Genomic DNA, 21,951 nt, shown 5'->3' on the forward strand with positions numbered 1-21,951 from the left:
TCCATGACCCACGTAACCCTCCGTCGCCGGATCCCGCAACCCGAACGCGACTTATTCTGGCTGCATGAACCCGTTGCCCGGCTCTGTATCGATCCGCGAGGTCGCACCCCGAGATGGCCTCCAGAACGAGGATCCGGTGCCTACCGCAGCCAAGATCGAGCTGCTGGACGCGCTCTCGGGCACGGGTGTACGACGGATCGAGGCGGTCTCGTTCGTGCACCCCAAGGCGATACCGCAGATGGCCGACGCCGACCAGGTGTGGGCCCAGGTGCGCAAGTCCCCGACTGTCCGCTATTCGGCCCTGGTGCCCAACTCGCGCGGCGCGCAGCGCGCCCTGGCCGCCGGGTTCACCGAGGTCGAGGTGGTCGTCTCGGCGAGCGACACGCACAACAAGCGCAACGTCAACCGCTCCACCGGCGAGTCGCTCGACGACATCGCCGCACTGATCGACGAGTTGCACGGCGCGGGCGCCAGCGCCGAGGTGATCATCGCGACCAGCTTCGGCTGTCCGTTCGAGGGTGACGTCGACCCGAAGCGGGTCGCCGACATCGTCGACCGGGTGGTCGCCGACGGTGCCGACCGGATCGCGTTCGGCGACACCACCGGCATGGCCACCCCGCGGCGGGTCACCGACGTGGTCACCCTGGTCCGCGAGCGCCAGCCGGACATTCCGGTGCTGCTGCATTTCCACAACACGCGGGGCACGGCGCTGGCCAACATCCTGACCGCGATGGACCTGGGCATCACCGAGTTCGACGCGAGCGTCGGCGGGTTGGGCGGCTGCCCCTACGCGCCCGGCGCCACCGGCAACGTGGCCACCGAGGAGGTGGTGCACATGCTGGAGGACATGGGGATCGACACCGGCATCGACCTCGACGCGCTGATCGAGGCGGCGGCGCTGGCGCAGCGGGTGGTGGGCCGGGAGTTGCCCTCGGGCGTGCTGCGTGCGGGGCCGCGTACCCGGTTGGCCTGATTCGAGCACGAACGGAGAAGCGCTCCGCCGGGGAACGGGCCTAGCGTCGACCGCATGAAACTTTCGCACTGCTTCGTCCTCGTCGACGACCAGGAGCAGACGCTCGCGTTCTATCGCGACGTGTTGGGTCTCGAAGTGCGCAACGACGTCGACATGACCGACTGGGGCATGCCCTGGCGCTGGCTGACTGTCGGCCCTCCGGGTCAGCCCGCCATCGAGATCGGCCTGGACGCGATCTCCTCGAAGGCGCCGGTGGACCAGCCGGCCCTGCGCGAGTTGATGGCCAAGGGTGCGCTGTCAGCGCTGATCTTCGACATCGCCGACTGCGACGCGGCCTTCGAAAAGATCAGGTCGAGCGGGGCCGAGGTGCTTCAGGAGCCGATCGACCAGCCTTACGGGGTACGCGACTGCGCGTTCCGTGACCCGTCCGGCAACATGGTCCGCTTCAGCCAGCGAAGGGGTCCCGCCTGATCAGGCGAGACCCCTTCGAGCTCAGGACAGGCTGGCCACCGCGCGCCGGGTCAGCACGCCGGCCAGGTGGCGCCGGTAGTCCGCGCTGCCCAGCAGGTCGTCGCTCGGTCGCGTGCCCTCGGCCACCCGCGCCGCGGCCGCGCCGATCGCCTCGCGGCTGTCGGCGCCGGCCAGCGCCTGCTCCGTGGCGGTCGCGCGGAGCGGCGTCGAGCCCATGTTGGTCAGTCCGACGCGGGCCTCGGCGATCGAGCCGTTGTCGCGCCGGACCATGGCCGCCACGCCGACCAGGGCCCAGCCCTGCGCGACGCGGTTGAACTTCTCGTAGGCGCCCACCCAGGAGCCCTGCTTGGGCACCCGGACCGCGACCAGCACCTCGTCAGGAGCGACCACGCTCGTCAGGTAGTCGACGAAGAACTCACTCGCGGGCACGACCCGCCGGCCGCTGGGGCCGACGACCTCCATCGAAGCGCCGAGCACCAGTGCCACCGCCGGCAGGTCGCCGGCCGGGTCGGCGTGCGCCAGCGAGCCCGCGAACGTGCCGCGATGGCGCACCTGCCGGTCGGCCACCGTCTCGGTCGCCGAGACGAGCAGCGGCAGGTGTTCGTTGATGAGCGGGTCGCGCAGGACGGACGCGTGGGTGACCATCGCGCCGATCACCAACGCGTCGCCGTCTTCGCGGACCTGCCGCAGCTCGGCGATGCCGCCGAGGTCCACCAGCGTGCTCGGTGCGGCGAACCGCAGCCGCAGCAACGGGATCAGGCTCTGGCCGCCGGCGATCACCTTGGCGTCCTCGCCCGCGTCCCGCAACACCCCGACCGCCTCGTCGACCGTGGTCGGCGCGGCGTAGTCGAACGACGGTGGGATCATGCCGCACCTCCCTGGATGGCTCGCCAGACCCGCTCCGGCGTGCACGGCATCGCGATGTCGTTGACACCCATCGGGCGCAGCGCGTCGACGATCGCGTTGACCACGGCCGGTGTCGAGGCGATGGTGCCCGCCTCGCCGACGCCCTTCGTCCCCAATGGATGGTCGGGCGCCGGGCTCTCGGTGCGGTCGGTGACCAACGTCGGCAGATCGGCCGCCGTCGGCAGCGTGTAGTCGACGAACGTGCCGGTCATCAGGTTGCCGTCGGCGTCGTACACGGCCTCTTCGAAGAGGGCCTGTGCGATGCCCTGCGCGATGCCGCCGTGCACCTGGCCCTCGACGATCAGCGGGTTGATCACCTTGCCGATGTCGTCGACGGCCACATATTTGCGGATCGTCACGCGGCCGGTCTCGGTGTCGACCTCCGTCGCGCACAGGTGGGTGCCGTGCGGGAAGGAGAAGTTGACCGGGTCGTAGACCGCGTCCGCGTCGAGCGTCGGCTCGATGCCGTCGGGCAGGTCGTGCGCCGCGAACACGGCCAGGGCACAGTCCGCGAGGGTACGGCCGCCGTCGGGGTTTCCGCGCACGCGGAACTGGCCGCCGGTGAACTCCAGGTCGGCCGGATCGCACTCGAGCATGTGCGCGGCGATCGGCTTCGCCTTGTCGATCACCTTCTGGCAGGCGTTGTAGAGCGCGACGCCGCCGACCGCGAGCGACCGCGAGCCGTAGGTGTCGAGCCCTTTGTAGGAGGTGCGGGTGTCGCCGTGCAGCACCTCGATGTCGTCGAAGCCGACGCCGAGCTGGTCGGCGACGATCTGGCTCCACGCCGTCTCGTGCCCCTGGCCGTGCGGCGAGGTGCCGGTGACCACCTCGACCCGACCGGTGGGCAGCATGCGTACGCTCGCCGTCTCCCAACCGCCGGCGCCGTAGCGCAGCGCGCCGAGCACCCGGGACGGCGCGAGGCCGCACATCTCGGTGTAGGTCGAGATGCCGATGCCGAGCTGCACGCTGTCACCGGTGTCCCGGCGGGCCTGCTGCTCCTGGCGCAGCTCGTCGTAGCCGAACAGCTCCTTGGCCCGGTCGGTCGCCTTGGCGTAGTCGCCCGAGTCGTACGCCAGGCCGCACACGGTGGTGAACGGGAACTCGTCGGCGTTGATCCAGTTGCGTTCCCGCACCTCCAACGGGTCCAGCCCCAGCTCGACGGCGAGCTCGTCCATGATCCGCTCGATCGCGTACGTGGCCTCCGGCCGGCCGGCGCCGCGGTAGGCGTCGGTGATCGTGGTGTTGGTGAAGATCCCGCTGCACTCGAAGCGGTACGCCGGGAACTTGTAGATCGCGTTGTACATGAACGCGCCGAGGATCGGCACGCCCGGGCCGACCAGGCCCATGTAGGCGCCCATGTTGGCCAGCAGCTTGACCCGCAGCCCGGTGACCGTGCCGTCGCGCCGCGCGGCGAGCTCGAGGTCCTGGATCACGTCGCGGCCGTGGTGGGCCGAGACCAGGCTCTCGGAACGGGACTCGGTGTACTTGACCGGCTTGCCGAGCCGCTTGGCGGCGATGAACGCGATCAGCTCCTCGGGCGTGACCTGGAGCTTGCCGCCGAAGCCACCGCCGACGTCGGGTGCGATCACCCGGACCTTGTGCTCCGGCGTGCCGGTCACCACGGCGAGCAGGAAACGCAGGATGTGCGGGATCTGGGTGGCCGACCACATCGTGTAGACGTCGCCGGTCGGGTCGACGACCACGCTGCGGGGTTCCATGAACGCGGGGATCAGCCGCTGCTGCACGTAGCGGCGGCGGATGACCACCTCGGCGTCGTCGATCGCGGCGCCGGCGTCGCCGCCGGTGCCCGCCTCGGCCGAGTCGAACACCCAGGTGTAGCCCTTGTTGGTGCCCTTGTCGGCGTGGACCAGGTCGGCGCCCTCGGCGATCGCCTGCTCCATGTCGAGCACCACGGGCAGCGCCTCGTAGTCGACCTCGATCGCGGCGATGGCGTCCAGCGCCGCCGCCCGCGACCGGGCCGCGACCACGGCGACCGCCTCGCCCATGAAGCGGACCTCGTCGACCGCGATGGGCGGCCGGTCGGGGTGCACCATGTCTTCGGTCACCGGCCAGGCGCAGGGCAGCGAACCCTGCACGTCGGCCACGTCCCGGCCGGAGAAGGCGGCGACCACGCCCTTGGTCTCCAGTGCCGGTGACACGTCGATGCTGGTGATCCGGGCATGCGCCATCGGGCTGCGCAGGATAGCCAGGTGCAGCATGCCGGGCAGGGTGACGTTTTCCGTCCAGGTGGTGCGACCGGTGATCAGCCGGGCGTCTTCCTTGCGTCGCCGGGGACTGCCGATCTCGGTGCCCGGGGATTCGGTGATGGTCATCGGTTCTCCCTCACGGCACCGGCTGCGGGATGGTCTCGTCGGGCACGCTCTGGCGCGGCAGGCCCGAGTCGGGGGTGTGGCCCTCACCGGCCAGCGGCGACGGTGCTGCCGGTTCGGCGTCACCGCCGCTGCGGCGGATCTCCTCGCTCGCCGCCCGTACCGCGCGGACGATGTTCTGATAGCCCGTGCACCGGCAGAGGTTGCCCTCCAAGCCTTCGCGGATCTCCTGCTCGCTGGGGTCGGAGTTCTCCTCCAGCAGGTCGACGGCGGCCATGATCATGCCCGGCGTGCAGAAACCACACTGGAGTCCGTGCGCCTCGTGGAAGGCCCGCTGGACAGGGTGCAGTGTGTTGTCGGGGCCGGACAGCCCTTCGATGGTCGTGATCTCGCGGTCATCGGCCTGTACGGCCAGGACGGCACAACTCTTGACACCCTGCTGGTGCCCGTCGGCGTCGCTCATCAGCACGGTGCACGCGCCGCAGTTGCTGGTGTCGCAACCGACGACGGTGCCAACCTTGCCGAGGCGTTCGCGTAGGTGATGGACGAGCAGGGTGCGCGGTTCGACGTCGTCTTCGTATTCGACACCGTCGACCTTGATCGATACCCGGGTCATCAAGCCTCCCGGCTTGCTCCACTGCGGCCGGTTGGGGGCCGGCGCGCATGCTCAACTGCGGGGATGGCGCGTCAAGCCCCGGCCACGCCCCTCCTTTCGACCGCGGTCAGCGGGCGGCCAAGGTCATGCGCGTGGAACTCAGCCAATCCCTTCGCGGGCGGCACCGCAAGGGGTGGGTGTGAAATGGACCACGCTATTTCGCGATGACGCGCACGAGTTCGTCGAGGGCGTCGAGCGTGTGTCCGGCGACGAAATCGTCGAGATGGGGCAAAGCCGCAGCCATCCCGCCGGCCAGCGGTGCGAAACCGGTCTTGCCGCGGTGGGGGTTGACCCAGATCAGCCGGTACGCGAGGCGGGCCAGCCGCCGTGTCTGCTCGGCCAGTGCGGCGGGGTCGCCCCGTTCCCAACCGTCGCTGAGCACCACGACGACCGCGCCCCGGGCGGTGCCGCGCTGCCCCCAACGGTCCAGAAAGGCCTTGAGCGCGTCGGCCAGGCGGGTTCCGCCGTGCCAGTCCGGGATGGCGACCGACGCGGCGTGCAGGGCCGCGTCCGGGTCACGGTGCCGCAGCGCGCGGGTGATCCGGGTCAGCCGGGTGCCGAGCGTGAACACCTCGGTGCCGGTCGGGCGCCGGCGCACGGCGGCGTGTGCGAAGCGCAGCAGGGCGTCCGCGTACGGGCTCATCGAGCCGGACACGTCGACCAGCAGCACGAGCCGGCGGGGGCGGTGGCCGCGTCGCCGTCGGGCCAGCCGGGTCGGTTCGCCGCCGTGCCGCAGCGCCGCGCGTACCGTCCGGGTCGGATCGACGTCGCCGCTGCCGGCCGGGCGGCGCCGCCGGCTGCGGCGCAGCGCGGTCTGCGGGCCGAGCAGCGCCAGCAACCGCCGCACCTCGTCGCGTTCGAGCGGGGTGAGCAGGGCGAAGTCGCGCTGACGGAGGATCTCGACGGTGCTCGCGGACAGGCCGAGGATCTGCGACTCCTCGTCGTTGTCCGTGGCATCGCCCGGCGGACCGGAGGTGTACGGCGCCGCCACGCTCGGCAGCGTCGGTGTCGGGTTGACGAGCGTGCCGCTGGCGGGCCGGTGCCCGCCGAAGTACGCCACGAACGCGGCGTCGTAGATCGCCAGGTCGTCCGGCTCGGCGCAGAGCGTCTGCCGGCCCGCCCAGTAGATGCTGTTCGGGGTGACCTCGCCGAGGGCGTCGACCGCGCGCACCGTCGTCTGCACCCGGTCGGGGCCGGCGTCGACACCGGCGTGCCGGAGCGTCCGCGCGAACCCGACCAGCAGCGCGGTCACGTCGAGCCCGCCGACCCGCGTCATTGGCGGCTGGCAACCAGGTTGTCGAGACCGGTGGCCCGGACGCGGGTGACGTCCTCGCGGTACTTGAGGACCGCGCCCAAGGTGGCGGCCGCGAGGTCCGGGTCGAGCGCGCGGGCGCCCAGCGCGACCAGCGCGCCGGCCCAGTCGATCGACTCGGCCACGCCGGGCGGTTTGATCAGGTCGAGCTCGCGCATCCGGCCCGCTGCGGTGGCGACCTCGGCGGCCAGCCGCTCGGTGACCTCGGGCAGCCGCTCCCGCAGGATCGCCACCTCCCGGTCGAAGTCCGGGTGCTCGACCCAGTGGTAGAGGCAGCGGCGCTTGAGCGCGTCGTGCACCTCGCGGGTGCGGTTGCTGGTCAGCACCGTGAGCGGCGGCGTCTCGGCGGCGATCCGGCCCAGCTCGGGCACGGTGATCGCGGCCTCCGCGAGCACCTCCAGCAGGAACGCCTCGAACTCGTCGTCGGCCCGGTCGACCTCGTCGACCAGCAGCACGCAGGGGCTGTGCTCCAGCGCCTGGAGCAGCGGTCGGGCGATCAGGAACCGTCGGTCGTAGAGGCCGGCCTCGATCGCGGCGGCGTCGACCGGGGCGCCGGTGGCGGCGGCCGCTGCGGTCGCGGCCGCCTCGGCCGCCCGCAGGTGCAGGATCTGCCGGGGGAAGTCCCAGTCGTAGAGCGCCTGCGCCGCGTCGAGCCCCTCGTAGCACTGGAGCCGGACGAAGGTGGCGCCGGTCGCGACGGCCAGTGCCTGCGCGAACGAGGTCTTGCCCACGCCGGCCTCGCCCTCGAGGAACAACGGCCGCCCGAGCTTCAGGGCAAGAAAGCCGGCGGTCGCGAGACCCTCGTCGGCGAGGTAACCGGTGGACGCCAGGGCCTCGGCCAGCGCACCGGGGGAGTGCAACGAGGTCGTCACGTCGTCAACCTATGCCATCCGAAGGGCATTCGTGATCGTCAGAATTTCGGCCGGCGCTGCTGGGCGGCGAGCGCGATCACGAGGAGCACTGCGCAGCCGGCCCAGACCAGCCCCAGCGTCACCAGGTCGGGCAGGACCGGCAACGCCATCGGCCAGCCCGCGTCGAGGAAGACGGGGGTGGCCTGCCCGGCGAGCGCCCAGGCCGCCAGGGCGAGCAGCGGGCCGAGGAGCACGCCAAGGAGGACGGGCCAGAGGTCCAGCAGCCGGGTGGCGGCGCGGAGCGTACGTGCCGCCACGCCCTGCGCGCGCAACACGCGGCCGCGGGCCGAGCGGTCGGCGCGTTCGACCGCCGCGACCAGACCCAGGCCCAGCAGCACCAGCAGGACCGCGAAGGCGGCGGTGACCAACTCGTAGCGGGCGGCCAGCGCGGCGCCGGCCTTGTTCTCGTATTCGGCCCGGTCGGCCGCCACGGTCTCGGCGAGCACGGTCAGGCCCGCGTCGGCCAGCCGGGAGACCGCGTCGGCGGGCGCGTCCGGGCCGACCCAGACCTGGGGCGCCCCGCCCGCGCCCATCGGTGCGGCGCGGTCGAGATAGTCGAGGTCGACCAGCGTGCCGGAGGCGCCGACACCGGGCAAGACCGGCCGTGCGCCGACCGCGGTCGCGGGTGCCGGCACGGCGCGTCCGGGCGACGCGACCGCCCAGCCGGTGTCGGTTTCGCGGGCTGCGGCCGAGGTGGTGCGCAGGATCGGCAGCACCTCGGTCGCGTCCGCCACCACCAGGCGTTGGGCCGCGTCGCTGGGTGCCATCTCGACGGTGACGGCGCCGGCTCCGGTGGTGAGCTTCGGTGCGGTGGCCGTGCTGCGGTCTTCGGTCGTGGCTCGCCAGCGCGCCGGGTCGTCGAGGACACCGGCACCGGCCACGACCTGGTCGGGCTGCAGCTGGCTGATCTCGTGCACGGTCAGTTGGAGCGCAGTGGGCGCCGGCTGGACCTCCACCGCGACCAGCCGGCACCCGGGCCCGCACTCGGGCAGGTTGCCGGTGTACTGATGCCGGCCGAGTGCGATGTCGCCGAGCGCCACCCGGCGCTCGCTCTCGCCGGGCGGCTGCACCACGATCCAGAGCTCAGGCTCAGAACCCTCCCGGAACTTGTCCCGGGCCGGGTCGAACGTGGGCATCACCACGGTCGCGTCCACCCGGATCCGGTTGCCGGTCACCGGGACGGACGGCGCCACCGCGGGTCGCAGCCGGCTCAGCAGGTCCGCCGGCACCGAGCCGGGCCAGGCGACCGTCGCGAGCCGCTCCGTGTCGGCCGCGACCGACGGCGGCCCAGAGCCGGTCGCCGGGATGATGACCGCGGCCATCGCCCAGCGTCCTTCGGGGTCGGCGGCGCGCACCGCCGCCCGCAGCGCGCCCCCGCTGACCTGGTTGACGTCGAAGACGCGGGCCGCGCCGACTTCGATGCCGGCGCGCTGGGCCCGGGCGGCGGCACCCGCGTCGACCGCGAGCACGGTGAAGCAGAGCAGCGCGGCGCCGAGCACCGCGAGTGTCACGGCCCGGCGCGGCGCCGACCGGCGGGACAGCTCGATGCCACTCAACGCGCCGGCCAGCCGGCCGGCGGACAACGCCCGCCGGCCCACCCGGCGGGCGGCCGGAGCGAGCAGCCGACCGGCGAGCAGGGCGCCGGCCAGGATCACCAGCACCGGTGCCAGGGTCGCGAGGCCACCCCGGACCGGGCCCTCCGCCGTGCGCGCCTCGATCACCGCGAACGCGGCCAGGGCGACCACCATGGCGTCGACGGTGACCGACCGCCAGGCCCCGACCTGCCGCGTCACCTTGCGCACCAGGTCGATGGCGCGCCCGGTGACCACGGGCCGGTAGGCGAACACGACGGCCAGCACGGCGCCGACGACCGCCACGGCCGCGAAGCGGCTCAGCGCCGAACCCAGGCTCAGGTCCGTTGCGCCGCCGGGCACCGCGTACCCGCCGACGAACTGGCCGGCCACCCACCCGAGCGGCGCGCCGACCAGCACCGCGATGGCGTCCGGGCCGGCGGCCAGCCACCAGCGGTGCGGCAGGGGAAGGCCGCGCACCGCGACCTGGCCCAACTCGCTGCGCCGGCCCTCCGCCCCGGACGCCGCGGCCAGGAAGATCACGAACCAGCACAGCGGCACGACCGTCATGGCCAGCCACGGGACGAGCGAGCGCACCGCCGAACGGCTCTGCTCGATCCGGGCCAGCAGCGGATCGGTGCCCACGACGAAGTTGGCCTGGATCCCGAACGCCGTGGCCTTCATGCGGTCGAGCTCGGCCGGGTAGGCGTCGACCCAGTCGACGCTCAACCGGTCAGGGTCGGCGACCAGGTCGTACGCCTGGGACTCCGGCACCTCCAGCGGTCGCCCGTAGAGTTTCGAGGTGGCCCGCGAGCCGAACATCGGTTCGACACCGACCTGGCTGAACGTGGCTTTGGTGACCACAGTGGGGTCTGTGAACAGGCCGGGCGGGAACGGTGGCACCGGTCCCCAGTAGGCCTCGGTGGGGTCCGTCGGTCGGTAGACCCCGACGATCGACAGCGGCACCGCCTTCGCCAGCCGGACGACCTGGGGCGCGCCGTCGACGGAATCGAACCGCGACTGGCGGAACGAGATCGCGTCGCCGACCCCGGCGTCGAGCTGGGCGGCGGAGTGAAAGCCGATCATCACCTCGCCCCGGCCGGTGGGGCAGCGCCCGGCGTCGAACGTCACGTGCGCGCAGACGTCGTCGCGGTACGCCAGCTTCCACGCGAGGTTGGGCGTGCGCGGCGCGACATCGAACGCGGTGGAGAAGTAGAGGTCGAACCCGGGTGTCGAGAACTCGCTCGCGCCGAGGTTCTCGAAGACATCGCCGAGCTCGGGCCCCTGAAGCGTGGGTGCGAAGTTCAGCACCGTCTCGTTGGGCTTCGCCGCGGCCACCTCGCTGGCCACGATCGCCCGTTGCGCGGCGTCGACGTAGGCCGGGCCGGCCACCGCCGCGGCCACCGGCAACGCGCCGAGCAGCACCAGCACGCCGGTGCGGCGCCGGGCGGCCCGAAGCAGGTCGACGATCACGCCGATCATGTCGACTCTCCTCCGTCGCGTCGTGACCGGCCGGAAGCCAGCAACACGACCAGGGCGAACACCAGGGCGGCCGCGGCGGCCGCGAGGAACAGCGGGCCGGGGCGCAGCGCGGCCGGCGCCGGCAGCACGTCCCAGCGATCAGGGAACGCCGACAGCGGTGCGGCCAGGATGGTGCGGGCCGGCAGCGCGGCCACCAGCCCGGCGACCAGGGCGACGGCCGCCACGACCAGGTAACCGCCGAACATCGCCCGCCGCGCGGTGCGGGCGCCGAGACCCTGGTGGCGCAGCGCCGCGAGCTCGGTGCGGCGCGGGCGGCGTTCGACCGCGACGATCACGCCGAGCGCGCCGGCGGCCAGCAGCACCATGAGGGCGGCGGCGACCAGTTGGAACCGGATCGTCGACGGCGGGGCCTGGCGGGAATAGCGCTCGGCCTGCTCCGCGATGGTGCCGGTGCCGTACGTGTCGACGTGGTGCTCGGCGAGCCGGTCGGCGAGGTCGGCGGGGGCGGCGTCGGTCGCCCACACCTGCATCGAGTCGCCGCCGCCGAGGTCGCCGGTCATCACGTCGGCGGTCTCGAGGTCGACCAGCATCGCGTCCCGCCCGACAAGGGGAACCGTGTGCGCGCCTCCGGCCACGGCGACCGGAATCAGGCTGCCCGGGAACGCCTGCAGGTGCGGGTCGGCGGCGGCGAGCTCGGCCTGCTTGACGCCCGCGGCGATGGCGGGCAGCCGTTCGGGGCTCTCGTCGACGAACACCAAGGGGTCGCTGTTGACCGGGTCGTCGGGCGTGAGCACGAGTCCCTCCGGCGTCACCGACACCGCCGTCGGGATCTGGCCGCCACCGCTCGCGGTGCGCCAGCGGGACCGGTCGGCGAACGCCGGCGGGTCGATCCCGCCCGTCGTGCCCCGCAGCGCCGAGAACAGCACCGCGTCGGGTGCGGGATATTCCGGGGGCGGGTCCCCGATCGGGCGCTCGCCCGCAGCGACCGCACCCACTCCGACGATCTTGAACGAGACCAGCTTGCAGCCGTCCGCGCAGCCCTCCGCCGGCTTCCGGTAGTCGGCGGCGCCGCCGGTGATCAATCCGAAGTCGACCTTGACCGCCGAGCCGTCGGCGGCCTGGAGGGTGGCCGCCACGGTGGCGCCGCCCCGGAGCGCGGCCGCCCTCAGCGTCAGCTCGGAGCCGGTGACGGTCAGCGGCTCCGGTCGTTGGGGACGCAGCCGGGCCGCCACCGCCGCGACGTCGGTGCCGCCGTACTCGCCACGCCAGCGGGCGACCGTGGCCAGCCTTGTCGCGTCGACGGCCAGCACTCCGACGTTGGGCGACGCGACGACGGCCATCAGGAAATCACCCTGCGGGTCGATCGAGCGGGTCGCGGCGAGCAGGACGGCACGGCTCGGTGCGGACACCCGCAGCACCCGGTCGGCGCCGATCTCGGTGGCCGCCCGCTCCTGCCCGGACCTGGTGGTGGTGTCCGAAGTGGTCACCGCGACGCAGAACAGCGTGACCGCCGCGGTCAGCAGCGCGGTGAGGCGGGGCACAGCGGGCCGCCGGGCGAGCTCGGTGGCGGTGAACGCGACGCCGAGGCGGCCGGCCCGCAAGGCCCGGCGGCCCACCTCGGCGGACGCGGGGCCGACGAACCGGGCCAGCACCACACCGAGCGCGAGCGCCAACAGCGCCGGGGCGAGCAGGGCCAGCCAGGTGCTCTGGTACGCGGCGCCTTGGGCCGGGTCGCGACTGGCGTACGACCAGGCCTCGTAGGCGCCGGCCAGGGCGAGGATGACCAGGACCCCGTCGACCGCGCCGTAGCGCCAGCCGGACCGCCGGGGCGGCACGGCCCGCATCAGCAACGCGACGGGCGCGGCCAGCGCTCGCCGTTCGGCGACGGCGGCAGCCAGGATCGCGCCGAGCACCGTCACCGCCGCCGCGGCGACGGACAGCAGATCGGTGGTCGTGGCCGAGGCGCTCGCTATGCCGCCGCCGGCCCGCAGCGGGATGGCCGCCGCCAGCCCGACCAGGCCGCCGGCGAGCATCGGCACCCCGCTCTGGCCCAGGGTCAGGCTCAGGATCCGCAGTTGGGCGGTGCCGCGCAGTTTGAGCAGGCCGACGTCGCGATGGCGCTCCAACGCGCCGTGCCGCACCGCGAGGAACAGTGCGATCCAGCAGAACGCGAGCAGCTCGATCAGACTGATCGGCACCGCGTACACGATGTCGAGCTGGCTGTTGTAGATGCCCACCGCGAGCGACCGCAGGGGGGTCTGCGCCTCATAGCCGCGTTGGCCGAGCACCGGTATGGCCTTGACGATCCGGTCGCGAACGGCCAGGGGCGGGACGTGCGCGAACAGGTCCTGCCCGCCCACCGCGTCGACGGCCAGGGTGCTGGCCTGCGGGTTCGCGGCGACGATGGTCTCCGGCATGGTCAGCACCGGCGCCAACGTCGGCGTGCCGCTGATCGGCAGCCGTGAGGCGGCCCAGTAGTCGGAGAACGGGTCCGTGATCCGGTAGACCCCCGACACGGTGAACGGGTCCTTCTCGAAGCCGGGCGCGTAGGCCAGCCGATCCCCGGCCTTGACACCGAACCGTCGGGCCGTCGCCTCGTCGACCGCCACCTCGCCCGGTCGGCTCGGGCAGGCGCCGTCGAGGACCAGCTGATCGCAGAACCCGGTGCGGTAGGCGAGCAGCAGGTTGGTGCTGGTGCCGCCCGCCACGATCGAACCGTTGACCTGGAGGCCGCCGCGCACCGTCAGCTCGGGCAGGCCGAGCGCGTCGCTGACCTCCCGCTCGGCCTGCTTGACCGCGTCGGGGCGCAGTTCGCGCTGGTCGAGCTCGCGGCGCAGCGTCACCGTGCGGGCGTCGACCGCTGCCGCCTCGGCCGTCGCGGCGGCCAGGTCGCGGGTGGTCGTGGCGATGTACTGGGGTGCGGCGGCGGCCGCGCCGGCGGACAGCACGGTGAGCAGAAACAGCGTGACAGCGGGTGCGCGCCGGCTGGCGATCGCACGCAGGATCAGCCCGAACATCCCCGCTCCTGTCCCGGACCCAGCCGCGGCGCGCAGGCCCGCATGGTGGACGCGACCACCGTTCCGAGAGGTTGTCACGATCGACAGATCTTGTCTGCCCCGTGACCCCGGGACGGCAGGACTTGCGCGCGCACCGCAGGATGGCTACATGGAACTCGTCCGTAAATGGTTCGCCCGGGTCGGCGCCGTCGTCACCACCGCCACCCTCGCGGTCTTCGTGCCCGCCATGGCCTGGGCCAGCACCTCTGGCGCCTACGACGTGGCGGTCGAGGCTGCCCGCAGCCGCCGGCGCAGCGGTGGCTTCGGCTTCTTCGGCGTCGCCGGGCTGCTCTGCTGCCTGGTTGTCGTCGGCGGCATCGTGGTCGCGGTGGTGCTGATCAGCCGCAACCGCAAGCGGCGTTAGCGCGCGAGCGCCGTCGCCGACTTGCGGGCGAAGTCGTCCGCCGCCTTGTTCAGCGTCGACTTCTCGCTGGCCACGGCGGCGGCCGACGCGGCAAGCAGGGTGCGCAGCTCGGCGTGGGCCAGCGGCGGCGGTGCCGGTGCCCGGCCGATCCGGGCGCTCATCGCGCTCTCGAAGGCGAGCGCGGTGCGGACCGGCCCCTCGGCCAGGTCCGCGCCGTTGGCCTCGCGCACCTCGAGGTTCGGCGCGAAGCCCCGGTCGTCGCCGAGCGCGCGGCCGGCCTGCGGGTCGTTGGCCAGGAAGTCGATCACGTCGGCGACGGCGCCGGCGTCCCGGGTGCCCCGGAAGCCGGCCCAGTAGTAGTTGGCTCGCGCCCACTGTCCACGGGTGTCGCCCGGGCAGGCGACCAGCGCGAGCTGGTCGTCGGTGCCGGCCTGCCAACCGGCGAACTGGCCCGACGAGCCGAACGCGGCCGCGACCTTCCCGTCGACCAGCGCACGTCGCGCGTTCGCGCCACCGGCGGACGGCGTCGCGTCGTCCCAGCGCGCCTCCTGCCACAGCGTGAACCAGCGCACCACGTCCTCGGTGCCGAAGCCGGGGCCGTCACCCTGGTAGAGCTCGCGGCCCTGGGCCCGCAGCCACATCCAGAACGCGTCCAGGTCACCGGAGGCGTCCGCGAGGCCGTTGACCTCGCCGCCGCTCTCGCGGGTCACCCGCGCCGCCCAGGCCAGCAGTTGCGAGTAGCTCATCCCGGTCTTCGGCTCGGCCACGCCGAGCTCTTTGACCAGCGACCGGTTGTAGATCAGCGCCGAGGTCTCGGCGCCGGCGGCCACCGCGACCACCTTGCCGCCGACGGTGCCGTAGTCGGCGAGCCCCGGCGGGAACCTGGTCACGTCGACCTGGCCGCGGGCGACCGGCGCGCTCAGGTCGAGCAGCAGGCCCTGGGTCGCGTAGTCGACCAGCCGGGAGTCGTCGATCTGGAACAGGTCGGGCGCGTTGCCGCCGACCGCCTGGGTGGCCAGCCGGTCGTAGTAGCCGGCCTCACCCTGCCAGGTGACTTTGAAGGTGGTGCCCGGGTGCCGGTTCGAGTAGAGCTTCAGCGCGGCCTCGGTGCGCTCGGCCCGGTCCTGGTCACCCCACCAGAACACGGACAGCGTCACCGAGTCGCCGGAGCCCTCCCGGTCGCCCGCGGAGCAGCCGCCCGCCAGAAGGCAGAAGGTGGCGAGCAGCGCGACCGCCGGCCGGCGGGGGAATCTGCGCACGCACGAGCTCCTGGCTGGTCGGGTACCGGATCATCACTACACAGCCCGTACGGACCGGTGTCAACCGCTCGTGATCTACTGAAATCGTGGAGCTGGTGCACCAGGGCAAGGTCCGGGACGTCTACGCCGACGGCGACGAGCTCGTGCTGGTCGCCTCCGACCGGCTGTCCATCTACGACGTCATCCTGCCCACGCCGATCCCCGACAAGGGCGCGATCCTGACCCGGCTCTCGCTGTGGTGGTTCGACCAGCTCGCCGACATCGTGCCCAACCACGTGGTCTCCGCGACCGACGTGCCGGCCGAGTTCGCCGGGCGCGCGATCCGGGTCCGCCGGCTCGACATGCTGCCGGTCGAGTGCGTCGCCCGCGGCTACCTGACCGGTGGGGGCAAGCGGGAGTACGACGCGACCGGCACGGTCTCCGGCATCGCGCTCGCGCCCGGCCTGGTCGAGGCGGCGAGGTTCCCTGAGCCGATCTTCACGCCGTCGACCAAGGCACCGGCCGGCGCGCACGACGAACCGATCTCCTTCGCGCAGGTGATCGACACGGTCGGCCGCGAGACCGCGGAGGCGATCCGGGACCTCACGCTGGCCGTCTACCAGCGTGGGGCCGACCTGGCCGCCGAGCGGGGCGTGCTGATCGCCGACACGAAGATCGAGATCGGCCGGGCACCGGACGGCACCCTGGTGCTCGCCGACGAGGTGCTCACCCCGGACTCCTCGCGGTTCTGGCCGGCCGACGACTACCAGCCCGGGCGCACCCAGTTCTCGTTCGACAAGCAGTTCGTCCGTGACTGGGCGACCGACGCCGGCTGGGACAAGAAGTCACCGCCGCCCCCGGTGCCGGACGACGTCGTCGCGGTGACCCGCGCGCGCTACATCGACATCTATGAACGCCTGACCGGCCAGGCTTTTTAGACCCAATCGAGCGTACGGGCGACCGCCTTGCGCCACTGGGTCCACTCGCGGTCGCGGCGGGTCTTGTCGGCGGCCGGTTCCCACTGCGCGTCCGGGCGCCAGTGGGCGCGCAGCGCGTCCAGGTCTGGCCAGAAGCCGACGGCCAGCCCGGCCGCGTAGGCGGCGCCCAGGCAGGTGGTCTCCGTGACCCGCGGCCGGACCACCGGCAGGTCGAGCACGTCGGACAGGCACTGCATGAGCAGGTTGTTGACGGTCATCCCGCCGTCGACGCGCAGCCGGCGCAGCGCCACGTCCGTGTCGGCGTCCATCGCCTCGACCACCTCGCGGGTCTGCCAGGCGCTCGCCTCCAGCGCGGCGCGGGCCAGGTGGGCCTTGGTGATGTAGCCCGTGAGCCCGGCGATCACGCCCCGCGCGTCGCCGCGCCAGTGCGGTGCGAACAGCCCGGAGAACGCCGGCACGATGTAGCAGCCGCCGTTGTCGTCGACCGACGCGGCCAGCGCCTCGATCTCGTCGGCGCCCGAGATCAGGCCCAGGTTGTCGCGCAGCCACTGGACCAGCGCGCCGGTGACGGCGATCGCGCCTTCCAGGGCGTACGCCGGTGCCTGTGAACCGACCTGGTAGCCGACCGTGGTGAGCAGCCCGTGGCGCGACACCACCGGGGTGGCGCCGGTGTTGACCAGCAGGAAGCTGCCGGTGCCGTAGGTGCACTTGCCCTCGCCCGGCTGGAAGCAGGCCTGCCCGAACAGCGCCGCCTGCTGATCACCGAGCGCTCCGGCCACCGGCACGCCGTCCATCCGGCCGCCCCGGACGGTGCCGTAGACCTCGGCCGACGGGCGGATCTCGGGCAACATCGCCGCCGGGATGCCGAACGCGTCGAGCAGGTCCGGGCTCCAGTCAAGGGTGCGCAGGTCCATCAGCAACGTCCGGCTCGCGTTGGTCACGTCGGTGACGTGCCGGCCGGTCAGGTTCCAGATGAGCCAACTGTCGACGGTGCCGAACAGCACGTCCCCGCGCCGCGCCCGGTCACGCAGACCGTCGACGTTGTCGAGCAGCCAGCGCAGCTTGGGTCCGGCGAAGTAGGTGGCCAGCGGCAGCCCGGTGATCCGGCGGATCTCGTCCTCGCGGTCGGCCAGCGTGCGCAGGATCGGCTCGGTGCGGGTGTCCTGCCAGACGATCGCGTTGTGCACCGGCTCGCCGGTGGCCCGGTCCCAGACCACGGTGGTCTCACGCTGGTTGGTGATGCCCAGCGCGGCGACGTCGTAGCCGGCCGTCGCCTCGTCGACCACGGCCCGCACATCGGCCCAGATCTCGGCGGCGTCGTGCTCGACCCAGCCCGGGCGCGGGTAGCGCTGCCGATGCTCGCGCCGAGCGACGGCGGCGATCCCACCGGCTTCGTCGAACACGATGCACCGGGACGAGGTGGTGCCTTGATCGATCGCGGCGACGTAGGGCATGCGGGCCATTGTGCCGGCCGATCGAGCGCCCGAATAGGATTGAAATCGTGCGCGAGATCGCGGTCTTCAGCGGTGGTGCCCATCCCGAACTAGCGGCCGACATCTGTGAGCACCTGGGTGTTCCCTTGCGGCCGACCCGGATCTCCCGGTTCGCCAACGACTGCCTCGAAGTGCAGTTGCAGGCCAACTGCCGGGAGCGCGACGTCTTCCTGATCCAGCCGATCGTCCAACCGACCCAGGAGAACCTGGTCGAGCTGCTCTTCATGATCGACGCGGCCCGGGGCGCCTCCGCCGGGCGGATCACGGTGGTTCTGCCGCACTTCGCGTACGCCCGCTCCGACAAGAAGGACGCCCCACGCATCTCGATCGGCGCCCGGCTCGTGGCCGACCTGCTGGTCTCCGCGGGTGCCCACCGGGTGCTGGCGATGACCCTGCACTCACCGCAGGTGCACGGCTTCTTCAGCGTGCCGGTCGACCACCTGCACGCCCTGCGGGAGCTTGCCAACCACTTCCGCGGCGAGGACCTGAGCGAGACCGTGGTGGTCTCGCCCGACCTGGGCAACGCCAAGGAGGCGGCGGCGTTCGCCCGGATGCTCGGCACCCCGGTCGCCGCGGGCGCCAAGCAGCGTTTCCACGACAAGGTCCGGATCAGCGCGGTGATCGGCGACGTCACCGACCGCGACGTGATCGTGCTCGACGACGAGATCGCCAAGGGCAGCACGGTGATCGAACTGGTCGACCACCTGCACCAGCTCAAGGCCCGCTCGATCCGGCTGGTCTGCACGCATGGCCTGTTCGCCGAGGACGCCCTGGACCGGCTGGCCGCCCTGGAAGGCGTCACCGAGATCGTCTGCACGAACACGGTGCCGATCCCGATCGAGAAGCGCATCCCCCAGCTCACGGTGCTCTCGGTAGCCCCGGCCCTCGCCGAAGCCATGCGCCGCATCCACAACGGAGAATCAGTAAGCGCACTCTTTTCTTAATCAACGGCAGTTTCTTGATCAACGGCAGGGTCCGGTGCCCGGGTCCGCGGCGGTTGCGACCGTCGCTCCCGCCGGAGACCGCTCCGCTTCGCTCCGCTGCCAGGTCCGCGCCGGGTCGCGGTCTAACGGAGGGCCGACGCGGCCGCTGCGCGGACCGCGGTGGTCAGGGCACTCAGGACTGTCGAGGTCAATTTCCAGTGTTGCCAGTACAGGGGGACGTCCAGTTGATGGGCGGCCGCTAGGCGTGTTACTCGGCCGTTGTGCAGGTCGGCGTCCGCTAGTTGTTCCGGCATCAGGCCCCAGCCCACGCCGAGGCGGATGGCTTCCGTGAAGCCCCAGGCCGAGGGGATGTAGTGGGTCGGCGGCTCCGGCGGGCGGGGGGTCAGCGACCGCAGGAACTTGTGTTGGAGGCGGTCCTTGCGGTCCAGGACGAGCATCGGTGCCGCCGCGAACTCGGCCGGGGTGCCGCCCGCCGGGAACCAGCGGGCCGCCACGCGCGGCGCGGCCACCGCCAGGTAGCGCATCGCGCCCAGCCGCTCGGCCCGGCAGCCCTGGACCGCCTCGCGCTGCGCGGTGACCGCGGCCATCACCGCCCCGTCGCGGAGCAGCTCGGTCGTGTGGTCCTGGTCGTCCTCGCGCACGTCGAAGAGGATCCGGTCGCCGGCCGTGACCAGGGCGGGCAGGAACCAGGTGGCCAGCGAGTCGGCGTTGACCACGACGGCCGCCCGGGACCACTGCCCGTCGCGGTGGGCGGCGGCGGCCAGCGCCTCGCGTTCGAGCACCGCGATCTGGCCGGCCAGTCGGAGCAGCGGGCGCCCGGCGGGTGTCGCGCGGCACGGCTTGGCCCGGCGCAGCACGACCTGGCCGACCGCCTGCTCCAGCGCCTTGACTCGCTGGCTGACCGCCGACGGGGTGACGTGCAGGACCCGCGCCGCGGCCTCGAAGCTGCCTTCGTCGACCACGGCGGCGAACGTCGCTAGCTGCGTCGAGTCGAGCGCCATGATGAGAAATTCTAAACAACCATGAAAAACCTGAGCTGGAGTACGGTCAGCGCCGCACGTACGGTTCGCCCATGCTCACCTCCGTGCTCGCCGGATTCGCCAACTCGATCGCACTGATCGCGGCGATCGGCGCCCAGAACGCGTTCGTGCTCCGCCAGGGGCTGCGTCGCGAGCACGTCTGGGCCGTAGTGATCATCTGTGCGCTCTCCGACGCCCTGTTGATCTCGATCGGCGTCGCGGGCATGGGCACCGCGATCGCCGACCGACCGATGCTGTTGCAGGTCGCGAAGTGGTGTGGCGCAGCGTTCCTGCTCAGTTACGCGGTGCTCGCCGCGCGCCGCGCGATGCGGCCGGCGGTGCTCGATCCCGGCGAGGCCCGCCCCGCCACCCTGCGCGCCACCCTGGTCGCCTGCCTCGCCTTCACCTACCTCAACCCGCACGTCTACCTCGACACCGTGCTGCTGCTGGGCGCGGTCGCCAGCCAGCACCGCTACCAGTGGGTGTTCGCGGCCGGCGCCGTCACGGCCAGCGTCGTCTGGTTCGCCGCGCTCGGCGGCGCGGCGCACAAACTGGCGCCCGTGCTGGCCCGTCCGGCGGCCTGGCGCGTGCTCGACGGCGTCGTCGCCGCCATCATGGTCGCGATCGCCTTGGGCCTGCTGCTCGCCTGACCTCGCCCGGTCCATCCCAGACGGTCCCTCCGGTGGGACTAAAAAACGACGGGTTGCGCGCACGCGGTGTGCGACCCCACCCTCTTGACAGGCGGCACCATTCACGCAACACGATCGGGTGAGCCTCCGGTCGGTGTGGTGCACGACCGGGTGAGAGGGGGACGGCATGGGGCTCGAGCCGGTTCCGGCGGTCGACGGACCGGGCGGAGAACAGTCGCGGCAGCCGGCCGGGGTCGCGGTGGAGACAGTGGTGCGCCTCCTCGCGCCGGACGCGTCGGGTGTGCCGGTGCGCTGCGGGCTGCACTACGACCCGGGCGACCCGTACGCGGTGCAGGTCCGCTTCTTTCTTGATCGTCGCCGACGCGAGGCGGTGCTCTGGTCGTTCGCGCGCGAGTTGCTCGCGGCCGGCCTCCACGAGCCCAGCGGCCTCGGCGACGTGCGGGTCTGGCCGTGGCGCACGACCCACGGTGACGCGGTCGCGCTGGCACTGAGCTCGCCCGACGGTCAGGCGCTGCTCGAGGCGCCGCGGGCGACGGTCGCCGCCTTCCTGGAGGACACCTACGCGCAGGTGCCGCGGGGTCGCGAGTCGGAGCGACTAGACATCGACGCCGACGCGTGGCTGAGTGGGCAGTTGCTGCCGGAGCCCGACCAGGCCGACCCCGACCTGGATCAGGACGGGCGGTAGCCGAGAGAGTCCTCGACCCCGCTGATCTCGATCACTCGGGCCACGTGCCCGTAGGCGCCGGTCAGCCGCAGCCAACCGCCGGCCTCGACGCAGCGCCGGTCGCCCCGCACGAACGTGGTCAACCCCGCCGAGTCGCAGAAGGTCAGCGCCGCGAGGTCGATCACCAGTCGAGGTGTGCCGCCGGTCGCCAGCGCGATGATCCGTTGCAGCAGCTCCGGCGCGGTCGACATGTCGAGCTCGCCCGCGAGCCGCAGGCGCACCAGCTCACCGGCCGGCTCAGCGGTCACCACCAGCGGGGCGACCAGCTCGGTCTCCTCGATCCGGGGGCCGCCCGTGGCCTGCCTCGGTGCGGCCGGGTCGGTGTTCACTCCACCCGCTCCACGGCGCCGGCGGTGTCGGCGTCGGCGAGCCGGCCGTGCACGCCGTTGAGCATGGTGCTGATCCGCACCGTCGTGCCGGCCGGGCCGGTTGCCACCTGCATGCTGTCGCTGAGCTGGCCGGCTAGCCACAACCCCCAGCCGCCGGCCACGTCGGGAGCGGGACGTTCGTGGTTGGCCAGGCGCTCCGCGCCGATGCCAGCACCGCCGTCGGAGACCTCGCAGACCAGCGTGCCGCCTGCGCGCCAGAGCCGCAGCACACCCGCGCCGCCGCCGTGGCGCACGGCGTTGGTGATCAGCTCGTTGACGGCGAGGACGAAATCGTCGAGGCGCTGGTCGCGCAGGCCGGCGGCCTCGGCACAGGCGGCGAGCGCGTGCCGCAGGTCGGTCACCTGGCCCCGGGCGAACCGCTCGGCGAGCAACTGCTGGCCGGCAGCGGGCACAACCGCGTCCGGCCGATGGTGCCCGTCGTCGGTCATGTGCCGCCTCGGAGGTGCGAGCGAGTGGGGCCCCGCGACCGTCAGCGCGGTACTGGCCCTCAATCACACTACGTCCTGCCGGCCAGTCCCGCATCCG

Annotated in this window: 19 protein-coding genes; 7 read left to right on the forward strand and 12 right to left on the reverse strand. The window is 72.7% G+C overall.

The features are described 5' to 3' along the window. Positions 1 to 73 precede the first annotated feature (73 nt). Both BLV39_RS16425 and BLV39_RS16430 read left to right on the forward strand, forming a co-directional pair. Complete coding sequence (locus tag BLV39_RS16425) at positions 74 to 973, forward strand: hydroxymethylglutaryl-CoA lyase (protein ID WP_176985035.1); 900 nt, start codon at positions 74 to 76, stop codon at positions 971 to 973. A 54-nt stretch (positions 974 to 1,027) separates the two neighbouring features. Further along, positions 1,028 to 1,444: a VOC family protein gene (locus tag BLV39_RS16430; RefSeq protein WP_090792756.1), complete on the forward strand. Its 417-nt coding sequence runs from the start codon at positions 1,028 to 1,030 to the stop codon at positions 1,442 to 1,444. Positions 1,445 to 1,465: 21 nt separating this feature from the next. Here BLV39_RS16430 and BLV39_RS16435 read toward each other — a convergent pair whose 3' ends face one another. The 7 genes from BLV39_RS16435 to BLV39_RS16465 form a co-directional block, all read right to left on the reverse strand. Next, a complete protein-coding gene (locus BLV39_RS16435) occupies positions 1,466 to 2,311 on the reverse strand; it encodes an FAD binding domain-containing protein (RefSeq protein WP_090792760.1) in 846 nt (281 codons plus the stop codon). Next, a complete protein-coding gene (locus tag BLV39_RS16440) occupies positions 2,308 to 4,683 on the reverse strand; it encodes a xanthine dehydrogenase family protein molybdopterin-binding subunit (protein WP_090792765.1) in 2,376 nt (791 codons plus the stop codon). The genes BLV39_RS16435 and BLV39_RS16440 overlap by 4 nt, the downstream gene beginning before the upstream one ends. Positions 4,684 to 4,693: 10 nt before the next feature. Then, positions 4,694 to 5,296 carry a (2Fe-2S)-binding protein gene (locus BLV39_RS16445; RefSeq protein ID WP_090792768.1) on the reverse strand — a complete coding sequence of 201 codons (603 nt, stop codon included), beginning with the start codon at positions 5,294 to 5,296 and terminating at the stop codon, positions 4,694 to 4,696. A 193-nt stretch (positions 5,297 to 5,489) separates the two neighbouring features. After that, positions 5,490 to 6,611: a vWA domain-containing protein gene (locus BLV39_RS16450; protein WP_090792772.1), complete on the reverse strand. Its 1,122-nt coding sequence runs from the start codon at positions 6,609 to 6,611 to the stop codon at positions 5,490 to 5,492. Then, positions 6,608 to 7,519, reverse strand: coding sequence for an AAA family ATPase (locus BLV39_RS16455; protein ID WP_090792775.1), 912 nt, complete (start codon positions 7,517 to 7,519; stop codon positions 6,608 to 6,610). Before BLV39_RS16455 ends, BLV39_RS16450 begins: the two co-directional genes overlap by 4 nt. 38 nt (positions 7,520 to 7,557) lie before the next feature. Then, complete coding sequence (locus BLV39_RS16460) at positions 7,558 to 10,611, reverse strand: thioesterase domain-containing protein (protein ID WP_090792778.1); 3,054 nt, start codon at positions 10,609 to 10,611, stop codon at positions 7,558 to 7,560. Beyond that, positions 10,608 to 13,628 carry an FtsX-like permease family protein gene (locus BLV39_RS16465; RefSeq protein WP_090792782.1) on the reverse strand — a complete coding sequence of 1,007 codons (3,021 nt, stop codon included), beginning with the start codon at positions 13,626 to 13,628 and terminating at the stop codon, positions 10,608 to 10,610. The genes BLV39_RS16460 and BLV39_RS16465 overlap by 4 nt, the downstream gene beginning before the upstream one ends. A gap of 148 nt (positions 13,629 to 13,776) precedes the next feature. Between BLV39_RS16465 and BLV39_RS16470 the strand changes: the two genes are divergently transcribed. Continuing rightward, entirely contained in the window at positions 13,777 to 14,031 is a 255-nt protein-coding gene (locus BLV39_RS16470) for a hypothetical protein (RefSeq protein ID WP_090792785.1), read from the forward strand. On the opposite strand, the gene BLV39_RS16475 is transcribed toward BLV39_RS16470, so the two are convergent. Continuing rightward, complete coding sequence (locus tag BLV39_RS16475; protein WP_090792787.1) at positions 14,028 to 15,290, reverse strand: ABC transporter substrate-binding protein; 1,263 nt, start codon at positions 15,288 to 15,290, stop codon at positions 14,028 to 14,030. The genes BLV39_RS16470 and BLV39_RS16475 overlap by 4 nt on opposite strands. Before the next feature lie 86 nt (positions 15,291 to 15,376). On the opposite strand from BLV39_RS16475, the gene BLV39_RS16480 reads away from it, so the two are divergent. Then, positions 15,377 to 16,207, forward strand: a complete 831-nt coding sequence (locus BLV39_RS16480) for a phosphoribosylaminoimidazolesuccinocarboxamide synthase (protein WP_090792790.1) — start codon at positions 15,377 to 15,379, stop codon at positions 16,205 to 16,207. Here BLV39_RS16480 and glpK read toward each other — a convergent pair. Then, positions 16,204 to 17,661: a glycerol kinase GlpK gene (gene glpK, locus BLV39_RS16485; protein WP_204082758.1), complete on the reverse strand. Its 1,458-nt coding sequence runs from the start codon at positions 17,659 to 17,661 to the stop codon at positions 16,204 to 16,206. The genes BLV39_RS16480 and glpK overlap by 4 nt on opposite strands. A gap of 47 nt (positions 17,662 to 17,708) precedes the next feature. On the opposite strand from glpK, the gene BLV39_RS16490 reads away from it, so the two are divergent. Beyond that, positions 17,709 to 18,644: a ribose-phosphate diphosphokinase gene (locus BLV39_RS16490; RefSeq protein ID WP_090792796.1), complete on the forward strand. Its 936-nt coding sequence runs from the start codon at positions 17,709 to 17,711 to the stop codon at positions 18,642 to 18,644. 122 nt (positions 18,645 to 18,766) lie between these two features. Here the strand turns inward: BLV39_RS16490 and BLV39_RS16495 are convergent, their stop codons facing one another. Further along, positions 18,767 to 19,645 (reverse strand): LysR family transcriptional regulator ArgP, encoded by an 879-nt coding sequence (locus BLV39_RS16495; protein WP_090792798.1) that lies wholly within the window; start codon positions 19,643 to 19,645, stop codon positions 18,767 to 18,769. A 71-nt stretch (positions 19,646 to 19,716) separates the two neighbouring features. Between BLV39_RS16495 and BLV39_RS16500 the strand changes: the two genes are divergently transcribed. Then, complete coding sequence (locus tag BLV39_RS16500; RefSeq protein ID WP_090792801.1) at positions 19,717 to 20,313, forward strand: LysE/ArgO family amino acid transporter; 597 nt, start codon at positions 19,717 to 19,719, stop codon at positions 20,311 to 20,313. Between the two features lie 166 nt (positions 20,314 to 20,479). Continuing rightward, positions 20,480 to 20,998 carry an SsgA family sporulation/cell division regulator gene (locus BLV39_RS16505; RefSeq protein ID WP_090792803.1) on the forward strand — a complete coding sequence of 173 codons (519 nt, stop codon included), beginning with the start codon at positions 20,480 to 20,482 and terminating at the stop codon, positions 20,996 to 20,998. Here the strand turns inward: BLV39_RS16505 and BLV39_RS16510 are convergent. Beyond that, positions 20,983 to 21,366, reverse strand: coding sequence for an STAS domain-containing protein (locus BLV39_RS16510; protein WP_239083600.1), 384 nt, complete (start codon positions 21,364 to 21,366; stop codon positions 20,983 to 20,985). The two genes, BLV39_RS16505 and BLV39_RS16510, sit on opposite strands and share 16 nt — an antisense overlap. Next, positions 21,363 to 21,854 carry an ATP-binding protein gene (locus BLV39_RS16515; protein ID WP_090792806.1) on the reverse strand — a complete coding sequence of 164 codons (492 nt, stop codon included), beginning with the start codon at positions 21,852 to 21,854 and terminating at the stop codon, positions 21,363 to 21,365. Before BLV39_RS16515 ends, BLV39_RS16510 begins: the two co-directional genes overlap by 4 nt. Positions 21,855 to 21,951 lie beyond the last annotated feature (97 nt).

It is taken from the genome of Asanoa ishikariensis, from assembly GCF_900107455.1.
Taxonomy (GTDB): Bacteria; Actinomycetota; Actinomycetes; order Mycobacteriales; family Micromonosporaceae; genus Asanoa; species Asanoa ishikariensis.